We start from the raw sequence: 26,825 nt of genomic DNA on the forward strand, positions 1-26,825 counted from the left end.
ATATTCCATGATGTTTCCCCTAATGATGATCTGGTGGGTTAACGCGTGCCGCCGGGGATTGTTCCAAACTTATTCCAAGCGGCTGATTTTTCTGTTCTTTCGCGCCTCAGCGTGACGGTCGGGGCCGCAGTGCCCCGCGGCTGTTCAGCGCCTTGCGGGCGGCGCCGGCGCAAAAAAAAAGCGCAGCGGTGTGCGCTGCGCTTTTTTTCTGTCAAGGAGACCGGGGTTAGCCGCCTTCCTTGGCGTCTTCTTCCGGGCTCTGAATGTCGACGGTCGGAACGGTGACGGTCACATCTTTGGTCCCGGTTTCGATGTCGCCGACTTCGGCTTCGAACTCGGGCAGCTGGCCGCCTTCGACGTTTACATCAACGTCAGGCAGGCGGGTTTCCTGGGTCTGATCAATGTCGATCATGTAAACAGCGAAAACCAGCACAAGGATGCCGGCGATGGCGGCGAAAATATAGGAAGGTTTCATCGTACTGTCCTTTTGGGTTGCGTCAGCCGGTCAACGCGCCGGTGTCCGCAAAGGTTCCCGCGCCAAGTGACGCATTTGCGGGTTTCCGCTGGGTAAATTCTGGTTAAGGCCTTGGATTCAAGAGAAACAAAATTATGCCGTGCCGCAGCATTTCCTTGCGTTTTCCGGGCCGGGGCCGCGCTTAAATGCGAAGACAGGCTTCGATTTCGGACTGCATTTGCCCGATTGCGGTGCTCAGCCGCGACGTGAAAGCCTCGGATGTCAGCGACGGTGTGGCGTATCCGGGGGTGAGAATCGAGACGCTGGAACTGATTCGCGGCGTGAACCGGCGAATCGCCAGCCCTGCGGTTGTCTGGCGCTGCTGCAAACAGCCATAGGCGGTGATCATGTCGCAAATCATGTAGCACATGCCCGCCGCCACAAACTGCAGGCCGGGGGCCCAGGTGCGCAGCTCCAGCCGCTTGCGGAACCGGCAGCCGCTGCGCTGGAACGCGGCCTCTGTCCGGACCGTCATGGGGTGCTTTTCAAACAGCACCGCCATCGGCGCCCCGTCCAGATCCAGCGGTGTAATCTGTTCGGCCGCCGCCAGCGGGTCGCTTTCCGGGACGATGCAGACGCTTTCCAGGTCGAAGTCCTTCTGCTTGATGGACGGTCGCGGCGCCGGGGTTTCGGCAAAGCCGATGTCGAACTGCTGCGAAGCGATCAAATCCTCGATCACATCCGACGACCGCATGATCAGCGAGACCTCCAGCTCATCCTTGCCTTGCAGAAAATCCGTTAAAATCCTCGGCATGAACAGCCCCGCCGCCGCCGGGTGGCAGGCGACCCGCAGCTTGCCCGCCTCGTGGCTGCGGATCTTGCTTACCGTGCGCTCGATCCGCTCGATCCGTTCCAGCACCGCCTCGCATTCCTCCAGAAAGAACCGGGCCTCCGGCGTCGGGATCAGCTTGCCCTGCTCGCGCACGAACAGGCTGAAGCCCAGTTCCGCCTCCAGCGTGGAAATCATGGTGCTGACAGCGGGCTGGGTGCGCCCGACAGTGCGCGCGGCCTGGGAAATGGAGCCGCTGCGCATGACCTCGCGGAAGGTGAAGATCTGGCGGATCGAGAAGTTCATGGCCTGGGTATCAAGGAAATTGATGGAGTCAGAGATATTTTCAAATTGATCTTATGCCCTTTGTCCAGCCAAATCCGCCAAACCCGGTGAGGGGACACCGGAAGGAGGACCGATGGACACATTCACAAAATACTTGCTGACGGGGCTGATCTGCCTGGTGGCCCTGGGCCAGTTCGTTCAGGTGGTCACCCGTTATCTGCTGCAGATCCCGGTGATGGGGCTGGAGGAGACCATGCTCTACCCGACCATATGGCTGTATATCCTGGGCGCCGTGAACGCCTCGCGCGAGGATACCCACATCCGCGCCAACGTGCTGGAGATCGCCATCAAGACAGAGCGCGGCCACACCGTGCTGGCGATCGTGGGTGAAATCATCAGCCTGACCGTTGGCCTGTGGCTGCTGAGCTGGGCCTGGGAATACACCCAGTACGCCTGGCGGGTCTGGAAGGAGAGCCCGACGCTCTACCTGCCGACATTCTATTCCGAAGTGGCGCTCGTGGCCGGGCTGGGGCTGATGATGCTCTACACCGCCATGCATCTGCTCCGCCATATCAACGCCCTGCGCGCGGGAGCCGCAAAATGATTGAAATCGCACTCCTTGCCATTGCCGTCCTGGTGCTGACGCTGACCCTGGGCGTGCCGCTGCCCTACTGCTTTGGCGCGGCCCTGATGATCATGTATTTCCTGGGCGATGTGACCATGAAGGGCATGATGCTGTGGGGTTCCCAGCAGCTGGGCAACCCGGTGCTGCTGGCCATTCCGCTGTTCGTGCTGGCAGGCACCATCATGTCAGCCAGCGGCATCGCCGCCTCGCTTCTGAACTTCGTCAACGCCTTCATCGGCCATATCCGCGGCGGTCTGGGCGTTGTGGCGGCGGTCAGCTGCGCCATCATCGGCGCGATCTCCGGCTCCGGCCTGACCGGCATCGCCGCCATTGGCCCGCTGCTGATCCCCGAGATGGAAAAGCGCGGCTACCCGCGGGAATACGCCACTGCGCTGATTGCCAACTCCTCGATCCTGGGCCTGCTGATCCCGCCGTCGGTCACCATGATCGTCTATGGCTGGGTAACCGACACCTCGATCCTCGCCTGCTTCCTGGCGACCCTGGGGCCGGGCCTGCTGATCATGTTCAACTTCTCGGCCATGAACCTGTGGATGAGCCGCAAGTTCGACCTGGTGCTGGATGACACGCCCAGCTTCTCGCAGCTGGCAGGCGATGTGGCGAAGAAGGGCTTCAACGCCACTCCGGCGCTCCTGATGCCGGTGATTATCCTGGGCGGCATCTACGGCGGCATCATGACCCCGACCGAAGCCGCCGCGCTGTCGGTGATCTACGCGCTGCCGGTCGGCTTCTTCATCTACAAGGGGCTAAAGTGGAACAGCTTCCTGGAGGCCGGCAGGGAAGCCGCAACCGCGGTGGGCGCGATCATGGTGATGATCCTGTTCTCGATGATCCTGAGCCAGATGTTCGTCTATGAAGCGATCCCGCAGAAGATGGTCAGCGCGATCTTCGAGATCACCGAAAACAAGGTGCTGCTGCTGATCTTCATCAACATCCTGCTGTTCATGGTCGGCATGGTCGTCAATGACGTCACCGCCATCATCCTGATCGCGCCGCTGTTGCTGCCGCTGATGCAGGCGATCGGAGTCACCCCGGTGCAGTTCGCCGCGATCATGGGCGTCAACACCGCGATGGGCGGCGTCACCCCGCCATACGCCTCGATCCTCTACCTCGGTGCGCGGATCGGCAACGTGAAGGTCACCAAGGTGATCCCGCCCGCGATGATCCTGATCCTGACAGGCTATGTGCCGGTGGTCTTCCTGACCTCGCTGTGGCCCGACCTGTCGCTCTTTCTGCCGCGTTTCTTCGGCTACTGACCACACCTGACACCTTAAGGAGGAGACTACCCATGAAACACTTTCTGACCGGCACCGCTGCTGCTGCCCTGATGTCGCTGGCAGGCCTCGCCTCGGCCGCCGACCTCAAGATGAGCCACGTGCGCCCGCAGGACACCACCATCGACAAGGAGCTGCGCGCCTTTGCAGCCCAGGTGGATGAGGCCACCGGCGGCGATGTCTCGATCAACATCTTCGCGGCCTCGGCGCTCGGCGATTACACCACCGTGCAGGAACGCGTCAGCGTTGGCGCCATCGACATGGCGACCCAGCCTGCAGCGGCCGCGGCGGACCGCCGGATGCAGATCAGCTCGTTCCCCTACCTGGCGAACAACTGGGATGAGGCGCGCAAGATCTACGGCCCCGAGGGCGCGGTGCGCAATGTGATGGCAGAGCTTTATGCCAAGCAGGACATCACCATGCTGGCGGCCTACCCGGTCTATTTCGGCGGCATCGCGCTGAACACCGATCCGGTCAGCCCGGGCGACCCGTCGCAGTCCAACGGCATCAAGGTGCGGGTGCCCGGCATCAAGAGCTTCCAGCTGACCGGCGAGGCGCTTGGCTACATCCCGTCGCCGATCCCGTTCTCCGAGGCGTTCACCGCGATCCAGACCGGCGTGGTTGACGGCGTCATCGGCTCCGGCGCCGAAGGGTATTACGCGTCCTTCCGCGATGTGACCAAGGCTTATGTGCCCGCCAACACCCATTTCGAGGTCTGGTACATGATCATCTCCAACGGCTCGCTGGCCGAGCTGGACGCGGAAGATCAGGAAGCGCTGAAGGCCGCTGCGGCAGACTTCGAAGCGCAGCGCTGGACCGTCGCTGAAGAGGATCAGGGCAAATGGGAGCAGCGTCTGGCCGATGAGCTGGGTGCCAAGGTTGTCGAGCTGAGCGACGACGAACTGGCGGCGATGGCTGCCAAGGTGCGCAACGACGTCTGGCCGGTGGTGCTGGAAGACGTCGGCGCCGAATGGGGCCAGGGCATTCTTGACCAGATCGGCAAGTAAACCCGCATGACAGACGGGGGCGGCCGCGCGCCGCCCCGCAACCGCAGCCAACCCCGGAGATACGGCAGGATGGAAGCAGATTATGCAGTGATCGGCGGCGGCGTTGTCGGCCTGTCCGTGGCCTGGGGGCTGCTCAGGCGCGGCAAGCGCGTCACGGTGCTGGACGGCGATGACGGATCGTTCCGCGCCAGCCGCGGCAATTTCGGCCTGGTCTGGGTCCAGTCCAAGGGCATGAAACAGCCGCGTTATGCCAGCTGGAGCCAGCAGTCCGCCGCGGCCTGGGCCGGATTTGCCGCCGAGCTGGAGGACGGCACCGGACGCTCCGTCGGGCTGCAGCAGAACGGCGGCTATGACCTGCACTTCTCCGAAGAAACGCTTTATGCCACCGTTGCGCAATATGATGCGCTGAAGGACAAGCTGGGCGGCAACTACCCTTACGAGGTGCTGGGCCGCAACGCGCTCAGCCGCGAGGAGCCGCATATCGGCCCCAAGGTGGCAGGCGCGATCCTGCATCACCAGGACGGCCACGCAAACCCGCTGCGCCTGCTGGTCTCGCTGGCCGAGGACGTGCGCCGGCTGGGCGGCACGGTCCTGAACGGCAAGACCGTCACCGCGGTGTCCAAACCGGATGCGTTCAAGGTCCAGTGCAGCGACGGCACCACGGTCACGGCGGCCAAGGTTGTGCTCTCCGCCGGTCTCGGCGCGATGGAGCTGGGCCCCAAGCTGGGCTTCAAGGCGCCGGTGCGCCCGCAGCGCGGCCAGGTGCTGATCACCGAAAAGCTGCCGAAACTGATCAACCGCCCCTCGCTGATTGCCCGCCAGGTGGATGAGGGCGGCATTCAGATCGGCGCCACCAACGAAGAGGTCGGGCTGGACGACAGCGTGACGCAGCCGGGCCTGTCGGGTTTGGCAGCCGAGGCCATCGCCGCCTACCCGGCGCTGGCCCGCGCGCAGCTGGTGCGCAGCTGGGGCGCGCTGCGCATCCTGTCGCCCGACGGGCTGCCGATCTACCAGGAAAGCCCGGATCTGCCGGGCGCCTATCTCGTCACCTGCCACAGCGGCATCACCCTGGCCGCGGCCCATGCGCTGTTCCTGCCGGACTGGCTGGAAGGCACCGCAGCCGCCCCTGATCTGGAGGTGTTCAGTGAAGACCGATTCCCCGTTTCTTGAGCTGGCAGACGATGCCCCCCGTGTGCGGGTCTGGTTCGACGGCCAGCCGCTTGACCTGCCCGCAGGCGCCAACCTGGCCGCCGCGCTGCTGGCCGCCGGCGTGCAGGTGTTCCGCCACACGCCAGTCTCGGGCGCGCCGCGGGCGCCGTACTGCATGATGGGCGCCTGTTTCGAATGCCTGGTGGAGATTGGGGGCCGCGTGCAGCAGGCCTGTATGCTGGAAGTGGAAGAGGGCCTGAAGATTGCCCGCCCGTATGAAGCGGAGGCTGGCGATGAAACGCTGTGATCTGGCCATCATCGGCGCGGGCCCGGCGGGCATGGCCGCCGCTGCCGAGGCCGCGCGGCACGGCCTGAGCGTCACCCTGCTGGACGAGCAGAACCGCCCCGGCGGGCAGATCTACCGCGATGTGGACCGCGCGAGCGGACCGCGCGGCGCCATTCTGGGGCAGGAGTATCTGCACGGGGCAACCCTGACGGCGGGCCTTGGCGGGGCCGGGATCACGCGCCTGACAGGTGCCGTTGTCTGGGCCATCGAGGACGGCTTCCGCATCTCCTTCATCCGCGATGGCCGCGGCGAGCAGCTGGAGGCCGCGCGGGTGATCCTGGCCACCGGCGCGCTGGAGCGTCCGATGCCGCTCCCCGGCTGGACCCTGCCCGGCGTGATGACCGCGGGCGCGGCGCAGATCCTGCTGAAGCAATCCGGCGTGCTGCCGCGCCGCGCGGTGCTCGCCGGAAGCGGGCCGCTGCTCTATCTGATCGCGGCGCAGATGGTGCGGGCCGGAACACCGCCGCTGGCGCTGGTCGAGACCCAGACCGCGGCCAGCCCGCTGGCTGCCAGCCGCCATCTGCCCGGCGCGCTGCGCGGCTGGCGTTATCTGGCCAAGGGCCTGAAGATGCTGGCGGAGATCAAGCGCGCCGGCGTGCCGCGCTACACCGGCGCAACGGAGATCGCGGTGGCGGGCAGCACCGGCGCCGAGGCCGTGACCTTCCGCAGCAAGGGGCAGGCGCACCGCATCGCCTGCGAGACCGTCCTGCTGCATCACGGGGTGGTGCCGAACACCCAGGCCGCGCGTTCGATCAATGTGCCGCATGTCTGGTCCGAAGCGCAGCAGTGCTTTGTGCCCGAAACCGGCCCCTGGGGCGAAACCGCCAAGGAGGGTGTTCTGATCGCCGGGGACGGTGCAGGCATCGGCGGCGCCATGGCGGCAGAATATGCAGGCCGGATTGCGGCACTGAAGGCGGCGGAGGAGCTGGGCCGGATCACCGCGGCGGAGCGCGACCGCCTGGCCGCGCCGCTGTTCAGCCGCCGCAGCCGGGAAACCGCGGTGCGCCCTTTCCTGGATGCGGCCTATCCGCCCTATGCGGGCGCAGTGCGGCCCGCCGACAGCACCATCGTCTGCCGCTGCGAGGAGGTCACCGCGGGCGACATCCGCAGCTATGCCAAGCTCGGCTGTCTCGGACCGAACCAGGCCAAGGCCTTCGGGCGCGCAGGGATGGGGCCGTGCCAGGGCCGCTATTGCGGGCTGACCGTGACGGCGCTGCTGGCCGAGGCCAACGGGCAGACCCCGGATGAGACGGGCTACTACCGCATCCGGCCGCCGATAAAACCCGTGACACTGGGCGAACTGGCAGCGATGGAGGATCCCTCCGCCACTGCCGCTGAATAGGAGATTAAGATGATCGAACGGATCGAAACCGGCCCCCGCATGAGCAAGATCGTGAAGCATAACGGCGTGGCCTATCTGTGCGGCCAGGTCGGGGACGGCGCCGATGTGGCCGAACAGACCCGCGACTGCCTGTCCCGCGTCGAGGCGCTGCTGGAGAAGGCCGGCTCCTCGCCGCAGCAGATCCTGCAGGCGATTGTCTGGCTGGCCGACATGAAGGATTTTGCCGAAATGAACGCGGTCTGGGACGCCTGGGTGCCGCAAGGCCACGCCCCGGCGCGGGCCTGCGGCGAAGCCAGGCTTGCGCGGCCGGATCTGAAGGTGGAAATCATCGTCACCGCCGCCTGCTGAGCGGCATTTCAGCACTGACACTGAACCCGGCCCTTGCGTCTGACAGGGGCCGGGCACTTTACCGGCACCTCGTGCGTTGTATACCTGAAGCAGCAACGAGGTCCGATATGCTCAAGCAAACCCTGCACCGCGCCGCCCTTCATGCCGAAAATCTGCTGGACAGGCTGCTGCCCCGCAAGGCGCGCAGCGGCGCGGATCTGGTGATCGACGCTTACATCGGCTACGCCACGCCGGAGGCCCTGATCGTGCGCGGCCGGGTGCTGTCGCACCTGCGCCACAGCCCCCCCCGCGCAGGGCAGGGCGTTTTGCGCAATATGCGGCAGATGGTTTCGCTGTTCCTGACGGACGAGGCGGAAGGGATCACGGTCTGCCACGGTGACGCCACCGCAGTGAGCGACGAAGAAGGCTATTTCCAGCTGCCGCTGCCGCCGGGCCGGGCGCCGGGCTGGCACGAAATCCCGGTTGCTGTCGCGGACAGCGGCGCGCGGACCGTCTGCCCGGTGCTGATCCCGCGGCCGGATGCCCGGTTTCTGGTGATCTCCGACATTGATGACACGGTGATGCAGACCTCCGCCTATTCGCTGGTGCGCAACCTTTGGACCACCTTCAGCGGCAATGCGCTGACGCGGCATGTGTTCCCGGACTCGGCAGAGCTGCTGGGCAAGCTGTCGCAGCAGGGCCGCAATCCGGTGTTCTATGTCAGTTCCTCGCCCTGGAACATGCACGCGTTTCTGGACCAGGTGTTCCGCCAGGCGGATCTGGTCCGCGGCCCGATGTTCCTGCGCGACCTGGGATTGAGCGAGACCCAGTTCATCTCCGCGGGACACGGCAGCCACAAGGGGCAAAGCATCGACCTGCTGCTGAATGCGCACCCGGAGCTGCCTGCAATCCTGATCGGCGACACCGGGCAGAGGGACGCCTCCATCTACGGGGCAGCGGTGCGCCGCCATCCGGGCCGCATCGCCGCGGTGCTGCTGCGGGTGCCCGCAGACGGGCTGAGCGCGGAGGATGAGCGCGACCTGGCAGAGCTGAGGGAAACCGGTATCACCGTGTTTGCCGCCCCCAGTTTCGACGGCGCAGCGCAGCAGCTGAAGAGGATAACCGCCCCCGTGTGACGGCGGCCCGGAGGCGGGCCGCGCGGGTTTCAGGCGGTCAAGTCTTCAGCCTGCGATCTTTCTTTTCTCTTGCCTCTTCAACTTCAGGCCGGATCTGTGCCCAGGTCAGCAGGGTAAACACCGCGGTGCCGCCGATCACATTGCCCGCCAGCACCGGCAGGAAGAAGCGGAACACGGCAGGCCCCGCGGACAGCTCGCCCTGCACCATCAGAAAGGCCATTTCGACAGAGCCTGCGATGATATGGGTGAAATCCCCAAGGGCGATCAGCCAGGTGATGAGGATGATCAGCGGCAGCGCCGAGCCGTTGGCCTGAGGCAGCATCCACACCAGCGCGGCAATCAGCACGCCCGCAGGGATGCCCCGCACCAGACCCTCGGCCCACGGCATTCCGGTCGCGTGGTGGCTCAGCTCCAGCATCGCGTCTGCCATCGGGGCGGACATGACCGGCGTGAACGCCAGGAAGGCGGCAGCGATGAAAGCGCCGGTGACGTTTGCTGCCAGCACCACCGCCCACAGCCGCCCGGTGCGCCCGAGGGATTTCCACGTCGGCGACAGCGTCACCGGCACCACGGTGGTGATGGTGTTTTCCGTGAACAGCTGCATCCGGCCCAGAATGACCAGCACAAACCCAAGGCTGTAGCCCAGGTTCTCGACGATGAACCGCCAGTCCCCGTCCGGCAGGCTGGAGCGCAGGATCGCCTCCCCCCAGACCGAGAAGGAAATCAGCAGGCCGGCCGCCAGGCCGGACCACCACAACGCCCGCAGCGGGCGCCGCAGCTCCTCTTCGCCTTCGACCCTGATGGTTTCGAAAATCAGCTTGGCGGACAGGCCGGTGGCCTCCTCCACTGCCTCGCGTTCCCTTTGCTCTTCTGCAAGAAGGTGCTGGTCAGTGGGGGTCATCATCGGTCTCCTGCCTGTTGGGAAAGCCCGCACGGTGGGCCGGGGAGGGGCCCTGTATTGCCGCGCGGGCCGTAATTGGCCCGCCGGGGCGCGCACCTTGTCTCAGATTGAACGCCCGAAACAGCAAAACGTTCCCAGACAAATCCGGTTTTCCGGATAGTTTGCCGGATCGCACACATCGTTCCGGCAGGCTTCACGCTGCGATGTGCCGGGCGATGCGGGTGTCTTGCGGCCAGAGCCCGGTGCGCCGGGCGGCCCAGACCGCCCCGGCGACAGCGCCGAGGTTGGCCGCAACCGCCGCCGCTAGGATGCCGCCATAGCCGAAGGTCCAGACCCCAAGCCAGGCCAGCGGCACATAGATCAGCGTGATCCGCCCCAGGCTCAGCCCCATCGAATGCAGCGCCTTGGAGCGGGCGTTCATCGCCGCGTTTGCGGTCACCAGGATTCCATAGCCGAACAGGCTCCAGCCGACGACCTGCAAATAGCGGCGCGTGTAGTCCGCCGCCTCCGCGTCCTCGGCAATGGCAGAGGCGATCCAGCCGCCGCCCAGGCTCAGCACTGCGCCCAGGGCCAGGCCGTACACCAGGCAGAACGCCCAGGCCTGCACCACCGCGGATTGCGCCCGGGTTTCCTTGCCTGCGCCCCAGTTCTGGCCGACCACCGGGCCGATCCCGGCAGACAGCGCCAGCAGCACCACAATCGCCAGCGACTGCACCCGCGTTGCAGCGCCGAACCCGGCGACCGCGGCATCGCCGAGTGTAGCCACCGCAGCAGTGACCAGCGCCATGCCCGCCGGGTTGATCGCATTGGAAAAGGCGGCCGGCGCGCCGACCTGGGTGATGTCCCGCAGGCTGCGCCACAGGTCCTGCCCGATCCGGCCGCACAGCCGCAGATAGCCCGCATGAACGGCAAAGGCGATGGCGCCGGCCGCCGCCGCCACCCGCCCGGCCAGCGTCGCCAGCGCCGCGCCGCCGGTCTCCATCGCCGGCACCGGACCCCAGCCGAAGATGAATAGCGGATTGAGCGCGATGTTCACTGCCGCCGCCAGGATCATGAACAGCGAGGCATGAACCGCATTGCCATGCGCGCGGAACAGCGCGTTGACCAGCATCATCAGAACCAGAAACGGGAACGACAGCGCCCAAAGCGGGACATAGGCGGAAATCTCCTCCATCACCTTGCCGCGCGCGCCCATCAGGGAAAAAATCTGCCCGTGCAGGGCGTAAAAGGCCAGCGCCACCAGCACCGACAACAGCAGGCCCAGCCCGGCGGCATGCAGCGACATCCGCGCCACCGCGCTGTCCTCATCCTCGCGGCCCAGGGCCTGCGACACGGCCGCGTTTGCGCCTGCCGACAGCCCGATCGCCAGCGAGGCCAGCGCCGTTGTGACCGGATAGATGAACCCCACCGCCGCCAGCGGCGCACCGCCCAGCTGGCCCAGCAAATACGCATCGGCCAATCCGATCGACAGAACCGCCAGAATGCCCAGCGACATCGGTGCCGAAACCCGCGCCAGCGCGCGCCAGACCGGCCCTTCGGTCAGATCAGACCGCGCCATGCATGTACCTCCCGCTGCGGATGGGTGTTGCAGACCCAACGCCGCAACCGGGCGCGGCGTTCCCGGCACCCGGAAAAACACGTGAATGCGTCAGCCGTCCCGCCCTGCGGGCCGCGTATTTACCATAACGCGGATTATCATCCGCAGAGGCGGCCCGCGCGGGCCTCGCGGATCAGCTGCTGATGGTGACGGCGGCGCAGCCCTTCAGCGCCGCGGCGTCGTCGAGGATGACAAACACCGGCGCCCCTATCCCGGTATCCAGCGCGAAGGGCTGGCGAAAGGCCTCCGCAAAGACCTGCCGCGCCGGGGAGGCCAGCAGGCTGCGCGCGACCGCACCGGCGAAATAGATCCCCTGCGCGGGCAGAAACGCCAGCATCAAGTTACGCGCGAGCAGCGCCAGCAGCTCTGCATAAAACGTCTGAAACGCCTCTGTGCCGGCGTCATCGTCCGCAAACTGCGCGCGCACGGCTGCATACCCGCGGCCGGAGAACAGATGCTCTACCGTGCGGAAAGCCTCCGCCTCCGGCACACGGCTGCGCAGATGCTCCGCCACGTCCAGCGGCAGGCTGACATGGCCGTATTCCACGTTCAGGCATTGCACTTGCCCGCCCGCGTGCAGCACCGGCGACAGGTTGAAGCCGGTGCCGATGCCCGCGACCAGCCGCTGGCCGCCGCCGCCCGCATCGCCTGCCGGGGCAATCACCGTATCCAGGCATTCCGCTCCCAGATGCGGACAGGCCTGCCCCAGCGCCGCCAAGTCATTCAGCAGATTCACGCGCGCACCATGGAGATGGCGCGACAGCGCCGCGGCGTCGAAATGCCAGTCCCGGTTGGTGAGCCGCGCGGCAGTTCCGGTGACCGGTCCGGCGATCGCAATCGCCACCTCCGCCACGCCGCCGGGCGCGGCCTCTTGCAGGTAAAGATCCATCACGTCCGCAAAGCCGGCATACGCCTCGTTGCGGAAGCTCTGCACCGTGTCTGCCAGCAAGACGCCATCCCGCGCCAGCCCCAGCCGCGTATTGGTGCCGCCGGCATCCGCGGCCAGCCGCAGCCGGGTCAATTCAGCCGCTCGCCGGTTGCCGGCGAGAAATAGGAGACCTTGGAGAGATCAAAGGCCAGATCCAGCATCTGCCCCGGCTGCGCCCGGGTTTCCGCGTGCAGCCGCGCTGTCACCTGCTTGCCGCCCAGCTGCGAGACGACATAGGTATCTGCGCCCGCGGGTTCCACCATGTCGATGAGGCAGGCCGCCTCCTGCACGCCTTCACCGGCGCGAAAACCCGCCTCGGCAATGTCTTCGGGACGCACGCCCAGGATCACGTCCTGCGGCAGGCCGGTGGCGCGGCTGTCCTTCAGCACGATCGGCGCGCTGCCGCCGCAGTCCATCTCGATCCGTGTCCCCTGCCCGTTCGGCTGCGCCCGCGCCGGGATCAGGTTCATCGCCGGGCTGCCCATGAAATCGGCCACAAACAGATTTGCGGGCTTGTTGTAGATCTCGGCCGGCGTGCCGATCTGCTGCACCACGCCGCCCTTCATCACCACGATCTTGGTCGCCAGCGTCATCGCCTCAATCTGGTCATGGGTGACATAGACCATGGTGGCGCCGAGATTGTGGTGCAGCTTCTTGATCTCGGTCCGCATCTCGACCCGCAGCTTGGCGTCGAGGTTCGACAGCGGCTCATCGAACAGGAACAGCTTGGGGTCGCGCACCAGCGCCCGGCCCATCGCCACCCGCTGCCGCTGGCCGCCCGAAAGCTGGCCGGGGCGGCGGTCCAAGAGCGCCTCGATCTGCAGCTGCGCCGCGACCTCCTTCAGCTTGCGCGCCTGCGTTGCCGCATCGGCGCCGCGCACCTTCATGCCGAAGGTGATGTTCTTGGCCACCGTCATCGTCGGGTAGAGCGCATAGGACTGGAACACCATCGCGATGTCGCGGTCCTTGGGGCTGACATGGGTCATGTCGCGCCCGCCGATTTCGATCCGCCCGCCGGAGATCGGCTCCAGCCCGGCGATGCAGTTCAGAAGCGTGGACTTGCCGCAGCCGGAGGGGCCGACCAGCACCAGGAAGTCGCCCGGCTCGATGCTGACGTTGATGTCCTTGAGGATCTCGGTCGCGCCGTAGTTCTTGCGCAGGTTGGTGATGTCCAGGATAGGAGCCATGAGATTACCCTTTCACAGATCCGGCGGTCAGGCCGCGGATGAAGTATTTGCCGGCAACGGCATAGACCAGCAGCGTCGGCAGCGCGGCGATGATCGCTGCGGCCATGTCGACGTTGTATTCCTTCACGCCGGTGGTCGAGTTGACGATGTTGTTGAGCGCCACGGTCACCGGCTGGGTGCCCGCCTGGCTGAAGGAGACACCGAACAGGAAGTCGTTCCAGATCTGGGTGAACTGCCAGATCACGGTCACGACGATGATCGGAAGCGACAGCGGCAGGAAGATCGACCAGAAGATCCGGAAGAACCCCGCGCCGTCCACCTTGGCCGCCTTCACCAGATCCTGCGGAATGGTGACATAGAAGTTGCGGAAGAACAGCGTGGTGAAGCCGATGCCATAGATCACATGGACAAAGATCAGCCCCGGAATGCTGCCCGCCAGCCCCATCAGCCCCAGCATCCGGGCCATCGGCAGCAGCACCACCTGGAACGGGATGAAGCAGCCGAACAGCATCAGCGAGAAGATCAGGTTGGCGCCGCGGAACCGCCATTGCGCGATGACATAGCCGTTGGCGGCCCCCAGCATGGTGGAAATCGCCACCGCAGGCACCGCGATCACCACGGAGTTCCAGAAGAACGGGCGCAGGCCCTCGCACTGGATGCCGGTACAGGCCTCCGACCAGGCGGTGCGCCAGGCGTCGAACGTCACCTCGCGCGGGAAGGCGATCAGGCTGCCGGTGCGGATTTCCTCCAGGCTTTTGAGCGAGGTGGTGATCATCACGAAGAGCGGCATCAGGTAGAACAGGGCAAACAGGCCCAGGAGCGTGAACAGCAGCCAGCGCAGGGCGATGCGGCTCCAATTCTGCGCAGGCGCGCGGGCGGGGGCAAGCGTCGCATCAGTCATGTTTGGCCCTCAGCTCGGAGTAGAGGTAGGGAACGATGATCGCGAAAACCACAGCCATCATCACCATGGCGGAGCTTGCCGCCTGGCCGATGTCGCCGCGGGAAAAGGCCATCGTGTACATGTAGGTGGCGGGCAGGTCGGTGGCATAGCCGGGGCCGCCGCCGGTGAGGGCGATCACCAGGTCGAAGCTCTTGATCGCCAGATGCGCCAGCACGATGAAAGCGGACAGGAAGATCGGCGCCATCGAGGGGATGATGATCGCGGTATAGATCCGCCAGGCGGGGATGCCATCGACCTGCGCGGCCTTGATGATCTCCCCATCGACACCGCGCAGGCCCGCAAGGAACAGCGCCATAACGAAACCCGACGCCTGCCAGACACCTGCGATAACCACTGCATAGATCGCCTTGTCCGGGTTGATCACCCAGTCGAAGGTGAAGTTTTCGAACCCCCAGCCGCGCACCATCGCCTCCAGGCCCAGGCCGGGGTTCATGATCCACTTCCAGGCGGTGCCGGTCACAATCAGCGACAGCGCCATCGGGTAGAGGTAGATGGTGCGCAGCACGCCCTCGGTGCGGATCTTCTGGTCCAGCAGGATCGCCAGCATCAGCCCCAGCACCATGGAAATCACGATGAACAGGGTGCCGAACACGAACAGGTTCGACATCGCGGTATCCCAGCGCGGCGCGGCGAACAGGCGCTCATACTGGATGAAGCCTTCGATTTCGTATTTCGGCAGCAGTCGGGAGCGGGTCAGCGACACCCAGGCGGTCCAGATGATGAAGCCGTAGACAAACACCAGCACCGCGGCGAAGGACGGTGCCAGCACCATCTTCGGTATATGACGTTCAAGCCATTGGGACATTGTAACGGCCCTTGCATAAACGGCCCCGCATCCCGAAGGACGCGAGGCCCGGGGGAGGTTCACATGGAGTTGGCGACGGCGTCGGCCAGCATCTGCACGGCCTCATCCGAGGACATGTCCGAGTTGAAATGCGCCGTCACCACGTCGGTGATGGCGCCGGCTTGCGCGCCGCGCAGCGCCATGCCGTGGGCATAGCTCGGCAGCAGCGAGCCGCCTTCGGCGCTTTCGCCCATATCCTTGGCCGACAGATGCGCACAGGAGTCAAAGGCGTCCAGTTTCACATCGACCCGCGCCGGGATCGAACCCTTGTTGAGGTTGAACACCTCCTGGAACTTCGGCCCGACGATCAGCTTGGCCAGCAGGTCCTGCCCGGCCTGCTTGTCCTCGCCGTCGACCTCGAACATGGCGAAGCTGTCGACGTTATAAAGGAACCCGTCGCCCGGCACCGAAGCGCAGAGGAAATCCTTGCCCGGCTCCTTGCCCGCGGCCAGGAATTCGCCCTTGGCCCAGTCGCCCATGATCTGGAACGCGGCCTCGCCGTTCATCACCATGGCGGTGGCCAGGTTCCAGTCGCGGCCCGGGAAGTTCGCATCCACATAGCCCCGCATCTTGCGCATCTGGTCAAAGACCGCGGTCATCTTGCCGGACTTCAGCGTCTCCATGTCCAAGTCGACAAAGGCCTTGCGGAAATCCTCCGGCCCCAGAATGCCCAAGGCGACAGCCTCGAACACGGTGGCGTCCTGCCAGGCCTGGCCGCCATGCGCCAGCGGGGTGACGCCCGCCGCCAGCAGCTTGTCCGCGGCGGCGTTGAACTCCTCCCAGGTCGCTGGCATCTCGATACCGCTGGCCTCCAGAACCGCCGCATTGGCCCAGATCCAGTCGACCCGGTGCACGTTCACCGGCGCGGCGCACCATTTGCCCTCGCATTTCATATGCTCGGCGATGGAGCCGGGCAGCACATCCGCCCAGCCCTCGGCCTCCGCAACGGCGGAGATATCGGCCAGCACGCCTTCCTCGTACCATTCCTGGATCGCAGGGCCCTTGAGCTGCACCGCAGTCGGCGCGTTGCCGGACAGGACACGGGCGCGCAGCGCGGTCATCGCCGCATCGCCGCCGCCGCCCGCCACCGGCATGTCGGTCCAGGTGCCGCCGTTGTCGGCAAATTCCTGTTGCAGCACAGCAGCCGATTTGGCCTCGCCGCCGGATGTCCACCAGTGCAGAACTTCGGCCTCAGGCCCGGCCAAGGCCGGGGCCGCACAGGCCATCGCCACGGCCGATGCGGCCGCAAAAGCGGTGAATTTCATCGCTTATTCCTCCCTTATATGACGGCCGCTCCCCGCAGCCTTCCCCATCAGCTTGCAAAACCTCGGGGCCGCTTATCAATGACGCAGCACAGCCCGGCGCGGATGCCGCAGCAGTTTTTCCGCCAGCCTGTTACCTGTTGTTACGCAGCAATTGATTTTGTTGCATGATGTTACAGACAAACAGGCGGGACAGCCACAACCGGCGGTCTTCGGGGAGGATACGGACAGATGGCGATTCCGCGGCTTCTGGTGGTGGATGACGACGCCGAGACGCGCATGATGCTGACCCAGTACCTGCGCCAGAACGGCTTTATCGCCCTGCCCTGCGGCAGCGAGGCGGAGATCCGCGCGCAGATCGGCGCGGGGCGGATCGACCTGATCCTGCTCGATGTGATGCTGGGCGATGAAAACGGGGTGGAGATCTGCACCCGCCTGCGCGCCGAGCAGGACGTGCCGATCATTCTGGTCTCTGCCCTGTCCGCCGACCACCAGCGGATGGCGGGATATGAATCCGGCGCCGACGATTACATCGCCAAACCGTTCAATCCCGACCTCTTGCTGGCCCGTGTCCGCGCGGTGCTGCAACGGGCGCGCCGCTCCTCCTCGCTGATCTACCGGCGCAGCGTGGCGACCTTCCGCTTTGCCGGCTGGACCTATGACGCCAAGCGGGACGAGGTGATCTCCCCCGCGGGTGTGCAGGTGGCGCTCTCGCGGCGCGAGACCGGCTTGCTCAAGGTGTTTCTGGCCAACCCGCACATCCCGCTCACGCGCGAGGAGATCGCCGCCGCGCTGGACGTGACCGGCGAGGGCGGCAGCGAAGAAGGCTCCGGCCGCGCCATCGACGTGCTGGTGGGCCGGCTGCGCTCCAAGATCGAACAGACCCCCAAGGAGCCGAAGCTGCTGCGCACAGAGCGCGGCACCGGCTATGTGCTTGCGGTGGATGTCGAAACCGGCGCGGACTGACAGCCGTGGCGCTGCGCCTCAGAACCCTGGGCCTGATCCTGCTGCCGCTCGCCTTTGCCGCAGGGCTGGCAGCGGCGTGGCTGTGGTTCCAGTCCGGCGCCAACTGGCAGGCGCATCTTACCCGCAGCACTATTGCAGGCATCACCCTGGACAGCGCCCTGCGCCGCGGCGCTGCACCGCCTGAGGGCGTGGCGGTCACCCCGGCGGGCCCGGCCCAGGCGGCGTTTCTGACCAGCGGCGATTACCTGCGGCTGGAGGGCATCCCGAAACCGGCCTTCTTCACCAATGTGTCGATCCTCGACAGCGGCCCCGATCCCTTGTCAGGCGAAGTGCTGGCGCTGGTCATCGCCTCTCCGGACCTGCGCTATCCGGTGGCGGAACTGCCGCCGGCAGGCGGCCAGTCCGCGGCAGAGAAACTGGGCGCCGTCACCCGGCTGCTGGCGGCCTATTGCAGCGAGCCGGTGATCTTTGCCCGCGCAGGCTATGGCCCCTGGCAGCGGGTGGATGGCACCGCGGTCTGGGGCTGCTCCGCCGCGCCCCGCGACCTGCGCCTGCCCGCGGTGCTGCTGTCGCTGCTGGCCCTGGCGGTGCTGGCGACCCTCGTCATGGACGCTTCGGCCCATTTCGACCGCTTCGCCCGCGCCCTGCGCGACCGCCGCCGCCTCGGCGGGCCGGACGCTTATGCGCTGCAAGGCCCGGGAGAGCTGCAGGAGATCGTCACGGCGGTGAACAGCTATCTGGAGACCGAGCGCGAACAGCTTGCCAGCCGCGCCGCGGTGCTGTCCGGCGTCAGCCACGACCTTGGCACCCCCGCCACCCGCCTGCGGCTGCGCGCGGCGCTGATCCAGGATGCGGACCTGAGGCAGAAGTTCGAGACCGATCTGGACGCCATGACCGGCATGATCGAAAGCGTGCTGACCTATACCCGCGCCGAAATGAGCGCCGAAACCCCGCGCCGCCTCTCCCTCACCTCGCTGGTGGAGGCGGTTGCGGCCGATTACCAGGACTTCGGCAAACCGGTCGAACTGCTGCGCCCCGCGCCGCAGGTGGCGGCAGGCGGCCGCTCGGTCTTTACCTCGGCCCCCGGCCGCAGCGCGATGCCGCCGGACCAGCCGATGCTGGTGGTGGCGCGCCCGGTGTCCTTGCAGCGGGCGGTCACGAACTTGATCGACAATGCGCTGAAATACGGCCGCCGCGCCGCCATCGGCCTCAGCGCCACCGCCGACCACGCCGTCATCACGGTGGAGGACGAAGGCTCCGGCATGACCGCGGCGGAGATCACCGAAGTGATCGCCCCGTTCCGCCGCGGCGATAACACAAGGGCCATTGATGGTTTCGGGCTGGGGCTGACGATTGTGGCCACCGTCGCCGAACAGCACGGCGGGCGGCTGTATTTCGAGGACGGCCGCCGCGGCCTGCGCGCCTGCCTTGAAATCTGCCGCAACTGACCGCGCCCGGACGCATTGATCAGGATCATGGCATCCGCCGCAGGGACTGGTTTAATGGCTGAAGCGGCACATCCGGCGTCTGCCGCGCTGACCGGGGAGGAGGCCCGCCATGCACCGCAGAACGTTGCTCTATGCAATCAGCAGCAGCACCAGCGACACCGCCATCACCGCCGCCGCCGAGGCCGCCCGCGAACAGCAGGCGCATCTGGCCTGCCTGCTGCTCAGGACGCTGCCCGGCCTGCCCCATTTCGCCTATGGCGCCTCTGCCTACGGCGTGATGGCGGTGCCGGATGAATGGCTGGAAACCCTGCAAAGCTGCCGGACTGCCCAGGCCGCCCGCGCAGCAGAGGTGCAGGCGCTGCTGTCCCGCAGCAATACCTCAGGCGACGTGCAGTATGCCACCGCCAGCGACGCGGACATCCGGCTTCTGGCCGCCCGCCGGGCGCTCTCCTGCGACATTGCCGAGGCCGCGGACGGCCTGCGCGAGGATCCGGAGGTGTTCCGCGATGCGGTGCACGGCATCCTGTTCGGCGCGCCGGTGCCGCTGATGGTGAACGGCAGCCCGCTGGTCCCGCGCAAGCGCATCTTCCTGGCCTGGAACAGCAGCCTGTCCGCCGCCCGCGCGGCCCACGCCGCCCTGCCCTGTTTCAAGGCCGCGGAAGAAGTGGTGATCGGATGCTTCGATCCGGACATGAGCGACACGCGCGACGGCGAGGATCCCGGCGCGGACATCGCCGCCTGGCTCAGCCGCCACGGCTGCACCGTCACCCTGTCGCAGTTTCCCAGCGGCGGCCGCGATACCGGCTCTGCGATTCAGGACCGCGCCCGCGAGACCGGCGCGGAGCTGGTGGTGATGGGCGCCTATGGCCATTCCCGCCTGCGCCAGGCGGTGTTTGGCGGCACCACCCGCAGCCTGCTGGAGCAGACCGCCCTGCCGGTCCTGTTTGCCCACTGACCCGCAGCCGCCGCCCAGCCGCAAGGGAGCAGCCGATGACGGAACCCGCCGCGTTCAATGCCTATAAACCCGCTGAAATCGCCGCGCTGGTGGAAACCGCAGGCGTCGCCAAGGCGCGGTTGCCGCTGCCGCAGATGTTTGTGCTGGCGATGCTGGCGGGCGCCTTCATCGGCTTCGGCGCCGCCGCCTATACCACCGCGATGACCGGCGCGGACGCCTCGTCAGGACCGGTGCGGGTGCTGGGCGGGGCGGTGTTCTCGCTGGGCCTCATTCTGGTGGTGGTGGGCGGCGCCGAGCTGTTCACCGGCAACGTGCTGATGGTGATCGCCGCGGTGGACCGCAAGATCCGGCTCAGGCGGCTGTGGCGCAGCTGGGCCATCGTCTATGCCGGCAACCTTGCAGGTGCCGCAGGCCTCGCCGCCGCCTTTGCCTTCACCGGCCTGCTGGACGGCCCGGCAGGCGCCACCGCCGCCCGCATCGCCGAGGCGAAATCCGCCCTCTCCCCGGCGGAGGCCTTCATGCGCGGCGCCCTGTGCAACGGGCTGGTGTGTCTGGCGGTCTGGCTTTCCTTCGCCGCCCGCACGGCGGCGGGCAAGATCCTGGCGGTGCTCTGGCCGATCACCGCCTTTGTGCTCCTGGGGCTGGAGCATTCGGTGGCCAACATGTTCTTCTTCCCGCAGGGCTGGGCCGCTGGCGCCGGTGTTTCCCTGCACGCCGCTGCGGCCAATCTGTTCTGGGTCACGCTGGGCAATATCGCGGGCGGCGCCGGCGGGGTCGCCTTCGCCTATTGGTTCGCCTACCTGGGCCGCACCGCCCCGGCGGCCGGCCAGGCGCAGCGCAAGCGGTGAGGCCCGCTCAGCGGGCCGCGGCCCCGTCGCTTGCGGCCTCCGCCAGATAGGCCACCCGCCGTTCCGCCCGCTTGTCGTCGACCAGGCCGCAAACCGTCCAGCGGACCGGCCTGATGCCGCAGAACTTCAGGATGTTGCGTTCGAAACTGCGCAGCGAATGGGCAAAGTAGAACCAGCGGTAGAAGGCGGACGGCATCCCCATGGTGACGATGATCCGCGCGCTCTTCCCCTTCAGCTTGGGGTGCCAGCCCTTAGCGCCGACGGTAAAGGCGAACTGCTCGCGGAACACCTGTTCCAGCCAGGCCTTCAGCAGCGCGGGCATGGTGCCCAGCCACAGCGGGTAGACAAACACCAGATGATCCGCTGCCGTGACCGCCTGCTGGCCGCGGGCAACATAGTCCGGCAGCACTTCCTCTTGCCATTCGGCGCGGCTGCGCAGGCAGGTGACGCCGCTGGCGGCCACCTCGATGACCTCCACCTCATGTCCCGCGTCCCTGGCGCCCTTGGCATAGCTCTGCGCCAGCGCGTGGCAGAAATGCGCCTGGCTGTTGTCCGGGTGGCCCTGAATGATCAGTATCCGCGTCATATGCTCTCCCCCTTGCCGCCCATCCGCCGCACCTCCTGCAGCAGGGCTATATATCCGGTCAGATCCGTCAGGGTGATCACCCCCAGCAGGCGGCCCTTGTCCGTGACCAGAAACTTGCGCCGCCCGGTCTCCGCAATTTTCCGCATCAGCGCATCGGCCTGCATCTGAGGCGCGACCGAGTTGCTGCCGTCGGGCGGCTGATAGACTTCCTCCACCGGGGTCTGCGCCCACCGCTCCTGCGGCACACGCGCCAGGTCCTGGGTGTCGGTGCAGCCCAGCAGCACCCCCTGCTGCACCACCGGCACAAAGCTTTTGCGCTCGGGCAGCAGCACCTGATGCGCCAGCGCCTGCAGGCTGATGTCCGGACCCACGGTCACCGGATCGCGGGTCATCAGATCGGCCACCGTCTTGCCCTTGAAGGCGGCGGTTTGAAGCTGATGGGCATAGGTGCCCTTGGCCGCCGACAGCACAAAAAGCCCGATCAGCACCTGCCACAGCGCCGCCACCGGATTGCCGGAGAACAGCCCCAGCAGCCCGTAGAGAATGAGCGCATAGGCAAAATAGCTGCTGATCCGGGTGGCGGTCCGGGTCGCCGCCAGCAAGTCGCGGCTGCGGCTCCACAGCCAGGCCCGCAGGATGCGGCCGCCGTCCAGCGGAAAGGCCGGCACCAGGTTGAACACCGCCAGCACCAGATTGATCAGCGCCAGATAGCCCAGCACCGGATTCAGCGCCCCGCCCGGCGCCAGTGCCCAGCCGATCTGCGCCAGCAGCCAGAAGCCGAAGGCCAGCGCAAAGCTCATCAGCGGCCCGGCGATGGCAATCCAGAATTCGCTGACGGCGGTCTTGGGTTCCGAGCCCAGCTCTGCCACGCCGCCGAAGATGAACAGGGTGATCCCCTTGATCTCCACCCCGAACCGCCGCGCCACCACCGAATGCGACATCTCGTGCAGGATCAGCGAGGCAAAGAACCCCAGCATCGCCAGAACCGCCAGCATCAGGTAAACCGCCTGCCCCGCCCCGGGATAGGACATCGGAAAGAACTGGGTGGCCAGGCTCCAGGTGATCAGCGCCGCGATCAGCAGCCAGCTTGGGTCGACCTTGATGTCGAACCCCTGCAAACGCGCGATCCTGACTGCGTTTGAGAACATGAAACTCCCCCCTCCTGCCGCACTTTATAGCGCTGCCGCGCCGATCCCCCTTTGATCCGGCTCAACCCCGGAACAGGCTGCCCGCCCCATAGGCCAGCGCCGCCGCGCAGGAGCCGATCAGCAGCGTTTCCAGCCCCGAAATCCACCACGGCGACAGCGACCAGATGCTTTTGCTGGCGCCGATGGCAAAGAACACCAGCCCGGTCGCCGCCGAGGCCAGCAGGAACGGGTCCGGCAGCCCCAGAATGAACGGCAGCAGCGGCACGATCCCGGCCAGCATGAAGGCCAGAAACGTGGTCAGCGCCGCCGCCACCGGGTTCGGTTCCGCAGGCCCCAGCCCGTATTCGCTGGCCAGCATCAGCGAAATCCACTTCTCGGGCCTGGCCGCCACCGCGTTCACCGCGCCCTCCAGCACCCCGCCGCTCAGGCCCAGCTCCTGCAGGATCTGGCGCAGCTCCTCGCGCTCGCCGTCGGGATAGTCGCGGATATGGCTCTGCTCCACCCGGTAGAGCCGCCGCCGGTCATCCAGATCCGCCTTGGTTCCCAGGTAATTGGCGGCAGCCATCGAAAAGCCGTCCGCCAGCACATTGGCAATCCCCAGCGCGATGATCACGGAGGAGGAAAACCCCGCCCCCTCGACCCCCGCCGCAATGGCAAAGGTCGTCACCGCGCCGTCGATGCCGCCATAAACCGCATCGCGCAGCCGCCCCTCCTTCCTGCTGCCTTGCAGGCGGCGTGCGATCTCTTCCCTGCTGTGCCCGTGTTCCGCTTTCATGCCCCATGATCCGCCAAGCGGCCCCCCGCCGCCTTGAGCGAGGTCAAGCCGTTGCCGCCCTCAGCGCTCGGTGATCAGAACCCCGTCCGCGACCGCCTCGCCGGGGTGCAGGACCACCCGCTCGCCCGGCTCCAGCCCCTCCAGCACTTGCGCCATCTGGCCGTTGCGCCGCCCCAGCGTCAGCGGGCGCACCGCGGCGCGCCCGTCCGCCGCCACAAAGGCCGCCCAGCCGCCGCCGTCCCGGAACAGCGCGCTGACAGGGATCCGCAGCACGTCCTCCGCCTCCCACTCGATGATGCGGGCAAAGACCGAAAACCCCTCGCCCAGGCTGGTGCGCTGCTCCTTTGGCGTCACCAGGTCAAAGAACACATCCACCCGCTGCTCCTCGATCCCCAGGGCCGAGACCTTGGTGCGCGCCACCGGCTCGATCCGGTTCAGCACCGCCTCCAGCGGCGTTGCGCCGCCCCAGCGCTCGATGCTGGCGCGGGCGCCCGGCGCCAGCCGCACCGCGTCCGAGGACAAGAGATCGGCCACCAGCTCCAGATCCTGCGGATCGCCGATGGTGACCAGAAGATCCCCCGGCAGCACCGGGCGTTCGCTGATGGTGACCACCGACAGCACCACGCCGTCCGCCGGCGCGGTGATGCGGATGCAGCAGCTGTCCGGCACCTCCGCCCCCGCTTCCGGCAGGATCAGCGCCGCCTGCGCCCGCGCCAGGGTGCTTTGCGACATGTCCACCCGGGCGCTGGCCGCCTCCTCCCCGGCGGCGGCCACCGCCAGCCGCTGGGTGGCGTCCTCCAGCCGCGTCAGCGAGGCGACATTGCGCTCCGCCAGCGCCTTCACCCGGTCAAACTGGCTTTGCGCCAGGATGCGGTCCTCGATGGCCTTCTGCAGATCGGCGCGCGCCACATGCAGCGCCGCCTGCGCCTCCTGCAGCGTTGCCTGCGCCTGCGCCCGGGTGCGCGCATCCAGCAGATGTGGCCGGGCAGGCTCGACAATGGCGACCAGGGTTTCGCCCGCCGTCACCCGGTCCCCCGCCCGCACCGGCGACCGCCGCGCGGTGCCCGCAATCGGCGCCGCCACCTCGAACAGGTCGCGGACCCGGGTTTCGCCGTCGGCGTCAATGGTGATCTCCATCCGGCCGCGCGTCACCTCATGCAGGTCCACCGCAGCCGGCTCCTCCCGCAGCGCCACATAGAGCAGCGCCGCCAGCACACCGCCGCCGGTCACGTACAATAGCAGGCTGCGAAGGTTCGCAAACATCTCTTACTCCCTGGTTTTCATCACTGCCACAAGGTCCATCCGGTCCAGCCGCCGCCGCACGATCAGCACCGAGCACAGCGCCGCCGCCAGCACGATCAGGCTGGCACTGGCAAAGGCCGCAGGCTCCAGCACCAGCGGGATGGTGTAAACGTCGCTGGAAAAGTTCTCCACCGCCAGCCGCGCGATCGCCGCACCGATCAGCAAGCCCGGCGGCTGCGCCAACAGCGCCAGCAGCATCATCTCCCCCGCCAGGATGAAGGAAACCTCGCGCCGCGAAAATCCCAGGATGCGCAGGCTGGCCAGCTCGCGGGCGCGCTCCGACAGCTGGATGCGGGCGCCGTTGTAGGCGACGCCGATGGTGATCAGCACCGCAATGGTGATGTAAAGCGTGTTCATCACGGTCACCTGCTGCGCGATGACCTCCCGGAACGACCGGCGCATGTCCGTCATCACCGGCACCCCGGCCACCGCCGGCAGCGCCTTCAGCCGGGTGAACAGCGCGTCCTGGCGGTTGGGGTCGATGGCAATGCTGGCGGCGGAATACTGCGGCGCCTGCCGGAACAGCGCGTTCAGGCTGGCGTGATCCATATAGGCGCCCAGACCGAAATACTGCTTGACCGTGCCGGTGACCGGCAGCTGCCGGGTTTCGCGCCGGCCGCTGGTGAACTGCACCTCCACCAGCGTTCCAGGCACCGCGCCCAGCTGCGCCGCCAGCCGCTCGCTCAGCAGGATGCCGCCGGGGCCCGCATTGGCGACGCTGCCGTCGCTGGCCACCACCCGGCTCAGATCCGGGTCCGGCACCCGCGCCTCGATCGTCACCCGCTTCATCCGCGCCCCGTGCCGCAGGATGGCCGCCGCGTACTGCTGCCCCTCCGCCTGCAGGACACCGGGCAGGGCGCGGATCTCCTCCAGCACGCTTTCCGGCTGATCCTCGGTGAACATCACCACCGCATCCTGCCGGTTGCTCTGGTAAAACGCGGTGTCGATGATCTCGTCCAGCGCATCCGCAAAGAAGGACGACGCCACCACCGAGGCCACCGCCAGCGCCAGCCCCAGCCCCGTCATCGCGCTGCGCAAGGGCCAGCGCAGCAGGCTGCGCAGGATCATGATGGCAGGCTGCGACAGCCGCAGCTCCCGCATCACCCGGTCCGCCACCGAATGCTTGAACCGCGGCGGCGCGGGCGGCTGCATCGCCACCGCCGGCGCCAGCCGCGCCGCCCGCAGCGCAGCGCGCGCCGCGCCTGCGGTGGTGGTCAGCAGCGCCGCCAGCGCCGACAGCGCATAGGCCCAGGCCGACACCCGGTAGATCAGGAAGGGAAAGTCGAAGAACCGCGCATACTGGTGCGCCATAAGCTGCGCCAGCCAGGTGCCCGCAGCCCAGCCGATCGCAATTCCCGCCAGCGCCACCAGCGCCGCCAGCATCAGGTAATGCAGGCAGACCTCCGCATCGGAATAGCCCACCGCCTTCAGCAGGCCGATCTCGCTGCGCTCCAGCGCCACGATCCGGCTCATCACCATGCTGACCAGAAACGCCGAGATGCCGAAGAAGATCGGCGGCAGCACCATCGCGGTGCCCTTCATCTGGCTGATCTCCGCATCGACAATCGCGTGCGAGCCGTGCTGCGCCCGCCCCACCGCGCCCTGCCCGCCATAGGGTTCCAGAAGCTGATCCAGCCGCGCGATCACCTCCTCCTCCTGCACCCCGCGGGCGGTCTTCAGCGTCAGGTCATTGAAGGCGCCCGCCATGTCATAGGCGGCCTCCGCCTCCTCCCGCCGCATCCAGATGATGCCAAAGGACAGGTTGTCGGGCATCAGCGCGCCGGGGCCCAGCGTATAGATGAACTCCGGTGACAGCGCGGTGCCGGTCACCGTCAGCCGCCGCTGCTGGCCGTTCAGGTTGGCCAGAAAGTGATCCCCCGGCCCCAGCCCGTTGGCCAGCGCAAAGGGCGCGTTCACCGCAACCTCCCCCGGCAGCTGCGGCCAGTGGCCGCTGCGCAGCACCGGCAGGTTCAGCTGCGGCGGGCCGCTTTCGGGCAGCGACAGGATGCGCCCCACCGCGCCCTTGGCCCGCCCCGGCATGTCGAGGTTGGCATAGCCGCTGACCCGCGCCTCCAGCGCCAGAACCCCCTCCACCGCGGCAATCTCCGGCAGCAGGCTGACCGGCGCGCGGCGCGCCGTGGCAAAGACATCGGCAAAGCGGTTGCGCCCGTAATAGGCCTCCTGCGTGCCCTGCAGCGCCTGGTACATGCCCACCGCCGTCAGCAAAATGGCCACCCCGCAGGCCAGCACCATGGCAATCGCCAGCGCCTGCACCCAGAGCCGTTTGAAATCCCGCAGCAGCTTCCGGTCCAGTGCCTGCATGGC

Annotated in this window: 26 protein-coding genes; 12 read left to right on the plus strand and 14 right to left on the minus strand. The window is 67.0% G+C overall.

Translation table 11 applies throughout. The annotated features are described in order from the left end of the window. Nucleotides 1-226: 226 nt before the first annotated feature. Nucleotides 227-475, minus strand: a complete 249-nt coding sequence (locus tag DAEP_RS0119745; protein WP_008558554.1) for a hypothetical protein — start codon at nucleotides 473-475, stop codon at nucleotides 227-229. 181 nt (nucleotides 476-656) lie between these two features. After that, complete coding sequence (locus tag DAEP_RS0119750) at nucleotides 657-1,589, minus strand: LysR family transcriptional regulator (protein ID WP_027245895.1); 933 nt, start codon at nucleotides 1,587-1,589, stop codon at nucleotides 657-659. 112 nt (nucleotides 1,590-1,701) lie between these two features. Between DAEP_RS0119750 and DAEP_RS0119755 the strand changes: the two genes are divergently transcribed. The 8 genes from DAEP_RS0119755 to DAEP_RS0119790 all read left to right on the plus strand — a co-directional run bounded on the left by DAEP_RS0119755 (nucleotide 1,702) and on the right by DAEP_RS0119790 (nucleotide 8,792). Next, nucleotides 1,702-2,172 (plus strand): TRAP transporter small permease, encoded by a 471-nt coding sequence (locus DAEP_RS0119755; protein ID WP_027245896.1) that lies wholly within the window; start codon nucleotides 1,702-1,704, stop codon nucleotides 2,170-2,172. Beyond that, nucleotides 2,169-3,467, plus strand: a complete 1,299-nt coding sequence (locus DAEP_RS0119760; protein ID WP_027245897.1) for a TRAP transporter large permease — start codon at nucleotides 2,169-2,171, stop codon at nucleotides 3,465-3,467. Before DAEP_RS0119755 ends, DAEP_RS0119760 begins: the two co-directional genes overlap by 4 nt. Nucleotides 3,468-3,499: 32 nt before the next feature. Continuing rightward, nucleotides 3,500-4,492: a TRAP transporter substrate-binding protein DctP gene (gene dctP, locus DAEP_RS0119765; RefSeq protein ID WP_027245898.1), complete on the plus strand. Its 993-nt coding sequence runs from the start codon at nucleotides 3,500-3,502 to the stop codon at nucleotides 4,490-4,492. Between the two features lie 69 nt (nucleotides 4,493-4,561). Beyond that, complete coding sequence (locus DAEP_RS0119770; RefSeq protein ID WP_008558559.1) at nucleotides 4,562-5,662, plus strand: NAD(P)/FAD-dependent oxidoreductase; 1,101 nt, start codon at nucleotides 4,562-4,564, stop codon at nucleotides 5,660-5,662. Next, nucleotides 5,637-5,948, plus strand: a complete 312-nt coding sequence (locus DAEP_RS0119775; RefSeq protein ID WP_027245899.1) for a (2Fe-2S)-binding protein — start codon at nucleotides 5,637-5,639, stop codon at nucleotides 5,946-5,948. The genes DAEP_RS0119770 and DAEP_RS0119775 overlap by 26 nt, the downstream gene beginning before the upstream one ends. Beyond that, entirely contained in the window at nucleotides 5,935-7,329 is a 1,395-nt protein-coding gene (locus tag DAEP_RS0119780; RefSeq protein ID WP_027245900.1) for an FAD/NAD(P)-dependent oxidoreductase, read from the plus strand. Before DAEP_RS0119775 ends, DAEP_RS0119780 begins: the two co-directional genes overlap by 14 nt. Nucleotides 7,330-7,338: 9 nt before the next feature. After that, a complete protein-coding gene (locus DAEP_RS0119785; RefSeq protein ID WP_008558530.1) occupies nucleotides 7,339-7,677 on the plus strand; it encodes a RidA family protein in 339 nt (112 codons plus the stop codon). Between the two features lie 107 nt (nucleotides 7,678-7,784). Continuing rightward, nucleotides 7,785-8,792 (plus strand): App1 family protein phosphatidate phosphatase, encoded by a 1,008-nt coding sequence (locus DAEP_RS0119790; protein ID WP_027245902.1) that lies wholly within the window; start codon nucleotides 7,785-7,787, stop codon nucleotides 8,790-8,792. A 37-nt stretch (nucleotides 8,793-8,829) separates the two neighbouring features. On the opposite strand, the gene DAEP_RS0119795 is transcribed toward DAEP_RS0119790, so the two are convergent. The 7 genes from DAEP_RS0119795 to DAEP_RS0119825 all read right to left on the minus strand — a co-directional run bounded on the left by DAEP_RS0119795 (nucleotide 8,830) and on the right by DAEP_RS0119825 (nucleotide 16,475). After that, nucleotides 8,830-9,696 (minus strand): formate/nitrite transporter family protein, encoded by an 867-nt coding sequence (locus DAEP_RS0119795; RefSeq protein WP_425411784.1) that lies wholly within the window; start codon nucleotides 9,694-9,696, stop codon nucleotides 8,830-8,832. A 190-nt stretch (nucleotides 9,697-9,886) separates the two neighbouring features. Beyond that, nucleotides 9,887-11,251 (minus strand): MATE family efflux transporter, encoded by a 1,365-nt coding sequence (locus DAEP_RS0119800; RefSeq protein ID WP_027245904.1) that lies wholly within the window; start codon nucleotides 11,249-11,251, stop codon nucleotides 9,887-9,889. Between the two features lie 172 nt (nucleotides 11,252-11,423). After that, the gene (locus DAEP_RS0119805) at nucleotides 11,424-12,311 is read right to left on the minus strand and encodes a glucokinase (protein ID WP_027245905.1); all 888 of its coding nucleotides are present in this window, start codon (nucleotides 12,309-12,311) and stop codon (nucleotides 11,424-11,426) included. Next, nucleotides 12,308-13,405, minus strand: a complete 1,098-nt coding sequence (locus DAEP_RS0119810) for an ABC transporter ATP-binding protein (RefSeq protein WP_008558586.1) — start codon at nucleotides 13,403-13,405, stop codon at nucleotides 12,308-12,310. Before DAEP_RS0119810 ends, DAEP_RS0119805 begins: the two co-directional genes overlap by 4 nt. A 4-nt stretch (nucleotides 13,406-13,409) precedes the next feature. Beyond that, nucleotides 13,410-14,306 (minus strand): carbohydrate ABC transporter permease, encoded by an 897-nt coding sequence (locus DAEP_RS0119815; protein WP_027245906.1) that lies wholly within the window; start codon nucleotides 14,304-14,306, stop codon nucleotides 13,410-13,412. Beyond that, on the minus strand, nucleotides 14,299-15,171 hold the full coding sequence (locus DAEP_RS0119820; RefSeq protein WP_027245907.1) for a carbohydrate ABC transporter permease: 873 nt from the start codon (nucleotides 15,169-15,171) through the stop codon (nucleotides 14,299-14,301). Before DAEP_RS0119820 ends, DAEP_RS0119815 begins: the two co-directional genes overlap by 8 nt. Before the next feature lie 59 nt (nucleotides 15,172-15,230). Then, nucleotides 15,231-16,475 (minus strand): ABC transporter substrate-binding protein, encoded by a 1,245-nt coding sequence (locus DAEP_RS0119825; RefSeq protein WP_027245908.1) that lies wholly within the window; start codon nucleotides 16,473-16,475, stop codon nucleotides 15,231-15,233. Nucleotides 16,476-16,703: 228 nt separating this feature from the next. Between DAEP_RS0119825 and DAEP_RS0119830 the strand changes: the two genes are divergently transcribed. From DAEP_RS0119830 to DAEP_RS0119845, 4 genes are all read left to right on the plus strand, one after another. Next, nucleotides 16,704-17,438 carry a response regulator transcription factor gene (locus DAEP_RS0119830; protein ID WP_027245909.1) on the plus strand — a complete coding sequence of 245 codons (735 nt, stop codon included), beginning with the start codon at nucleotides 16,704-16,706 and terminating at the stop codon, nucleotides 17,436-17,438. Nucleotides 17,439-17,443: 5 nt separating this feature from the next. Continuing rightward, nucleotides 17,444-18,886 carry a sensor histidine kinase gene (locus DAEP_RS0119835; protein WP_008558576.1) on the plus strand — a complete coding sequence of 481 codons (1,443 nt, stop codon included), beginning with the start codon at nucleotides 17,444-17,446 and terminating at the stop codon, nucleotides 18,884-18,886. 109 nt (nucleotides 18,887-18,995) lie between these two features. Beyond that, nucleotides 18,996-19,841, plus strand: coding sequence for a universal stress protein (locus DAEP_RS0119840; protein ID WP_008558598.1), 846 nt, complete (start codon nucleotides 18,996-18,998; stop codon nucleotides 19,839-19,841). Between the two features lie 35 nt (nucleotides 19,842-19,876). Further along, complete coding sequence (locus DAEP_RS0119845; RefSeq protein WP_027245910.1) at nucleotides 19,877-20,689, plus strand: formate/nitrite transporter family protein; 813 nt, start codon at nucleotides 19,877-19,879, stop codon at nucleotides 20,687-20,689. Between the two features lie 7 nt (nucleotides 20,690-20,696). Here DAEP_RS0119845 and DAEP_RS0119850 read toward each other — a convergent pair whose 3' ends face one another. The 5 genes from DAEP_RS0119850 to DAEP_RS0119870 form a co-directional block, all read right to left on the minus strand. After that, a complete protein-coding gene (locus DAEP_RS0119850) occupies nucleotides 20,697-21,275 on the minus strand; it encodes an NAD(P)H-dependent oxidoreductase (RefSeq protein ID WP_027245911.1) in 579 nt (192 codons plus the stop codon). Next, nucleotides 21,272-22,423, minus strand: a complete 1,152-nt coding sequence (locus DAEP_RS0119855) for a site-2 protease family protein (protein ID WP_027245912.1) — start codon at nucleotides 22,421-22,423, stop codon at nucleotides 21,272-21,274. Before DAEP_RS0119855 ends, DAEP_RS0119850 begins: the two co-directional genes overlap by 4 nt. 61 nt (nucleotides 22,424-22,484) lie before the next feature. Further along, a complete protein-coding gene (locus DAEP_RS0119860) occupies nucleotides 22,485-23,198 on the minus strand; it encodes a VIT1/CCC1 transporter family protein (protein WP_008558535.1) in 714 nt (237 codons plus the stop codon). 60 nt (nucleotides 23,199-23,258) lie between these two features. Then, nucleotides 23,259-24,461, minus strand: coding sequence for an efflux RND transporter periplasmic adaptor subunit (locus DAEP_RS0119865; RefSeq protein WP_027245913.1), 1,203 nt, complete (start codon nucleotides 24,459-24,461; stop codon nucleotides 23,259-23,261). A gap of 3 nt (nucleotides 24,462-24,464) precedes the next feature. After that, nucleotides 24,465-26,822, minus strand: coding sequence for an ABC transporter permease (locus DAEP_RS0119870; RefSeq protein WP_027245914.1), 2,358 nt, complete (start codon nucleotides 26,820-26,822; stop codon nucleotides 24,465-24,467). Nucleotides 26,823-26,825 lie beyond the last annotated feature (3 nt).

The sequence above is a fragment of the Leisingera daeponensis DSM 23529 genome, assembly GCF_000473145.1.
Taxonomy (GTDB): domain Bacteria; phylum Pseudomonadota; class Alphaproteobacteria; order Rhodobacterales; family Rhodobacteraceae; genus Leisingera; species Leisingera daeponensis.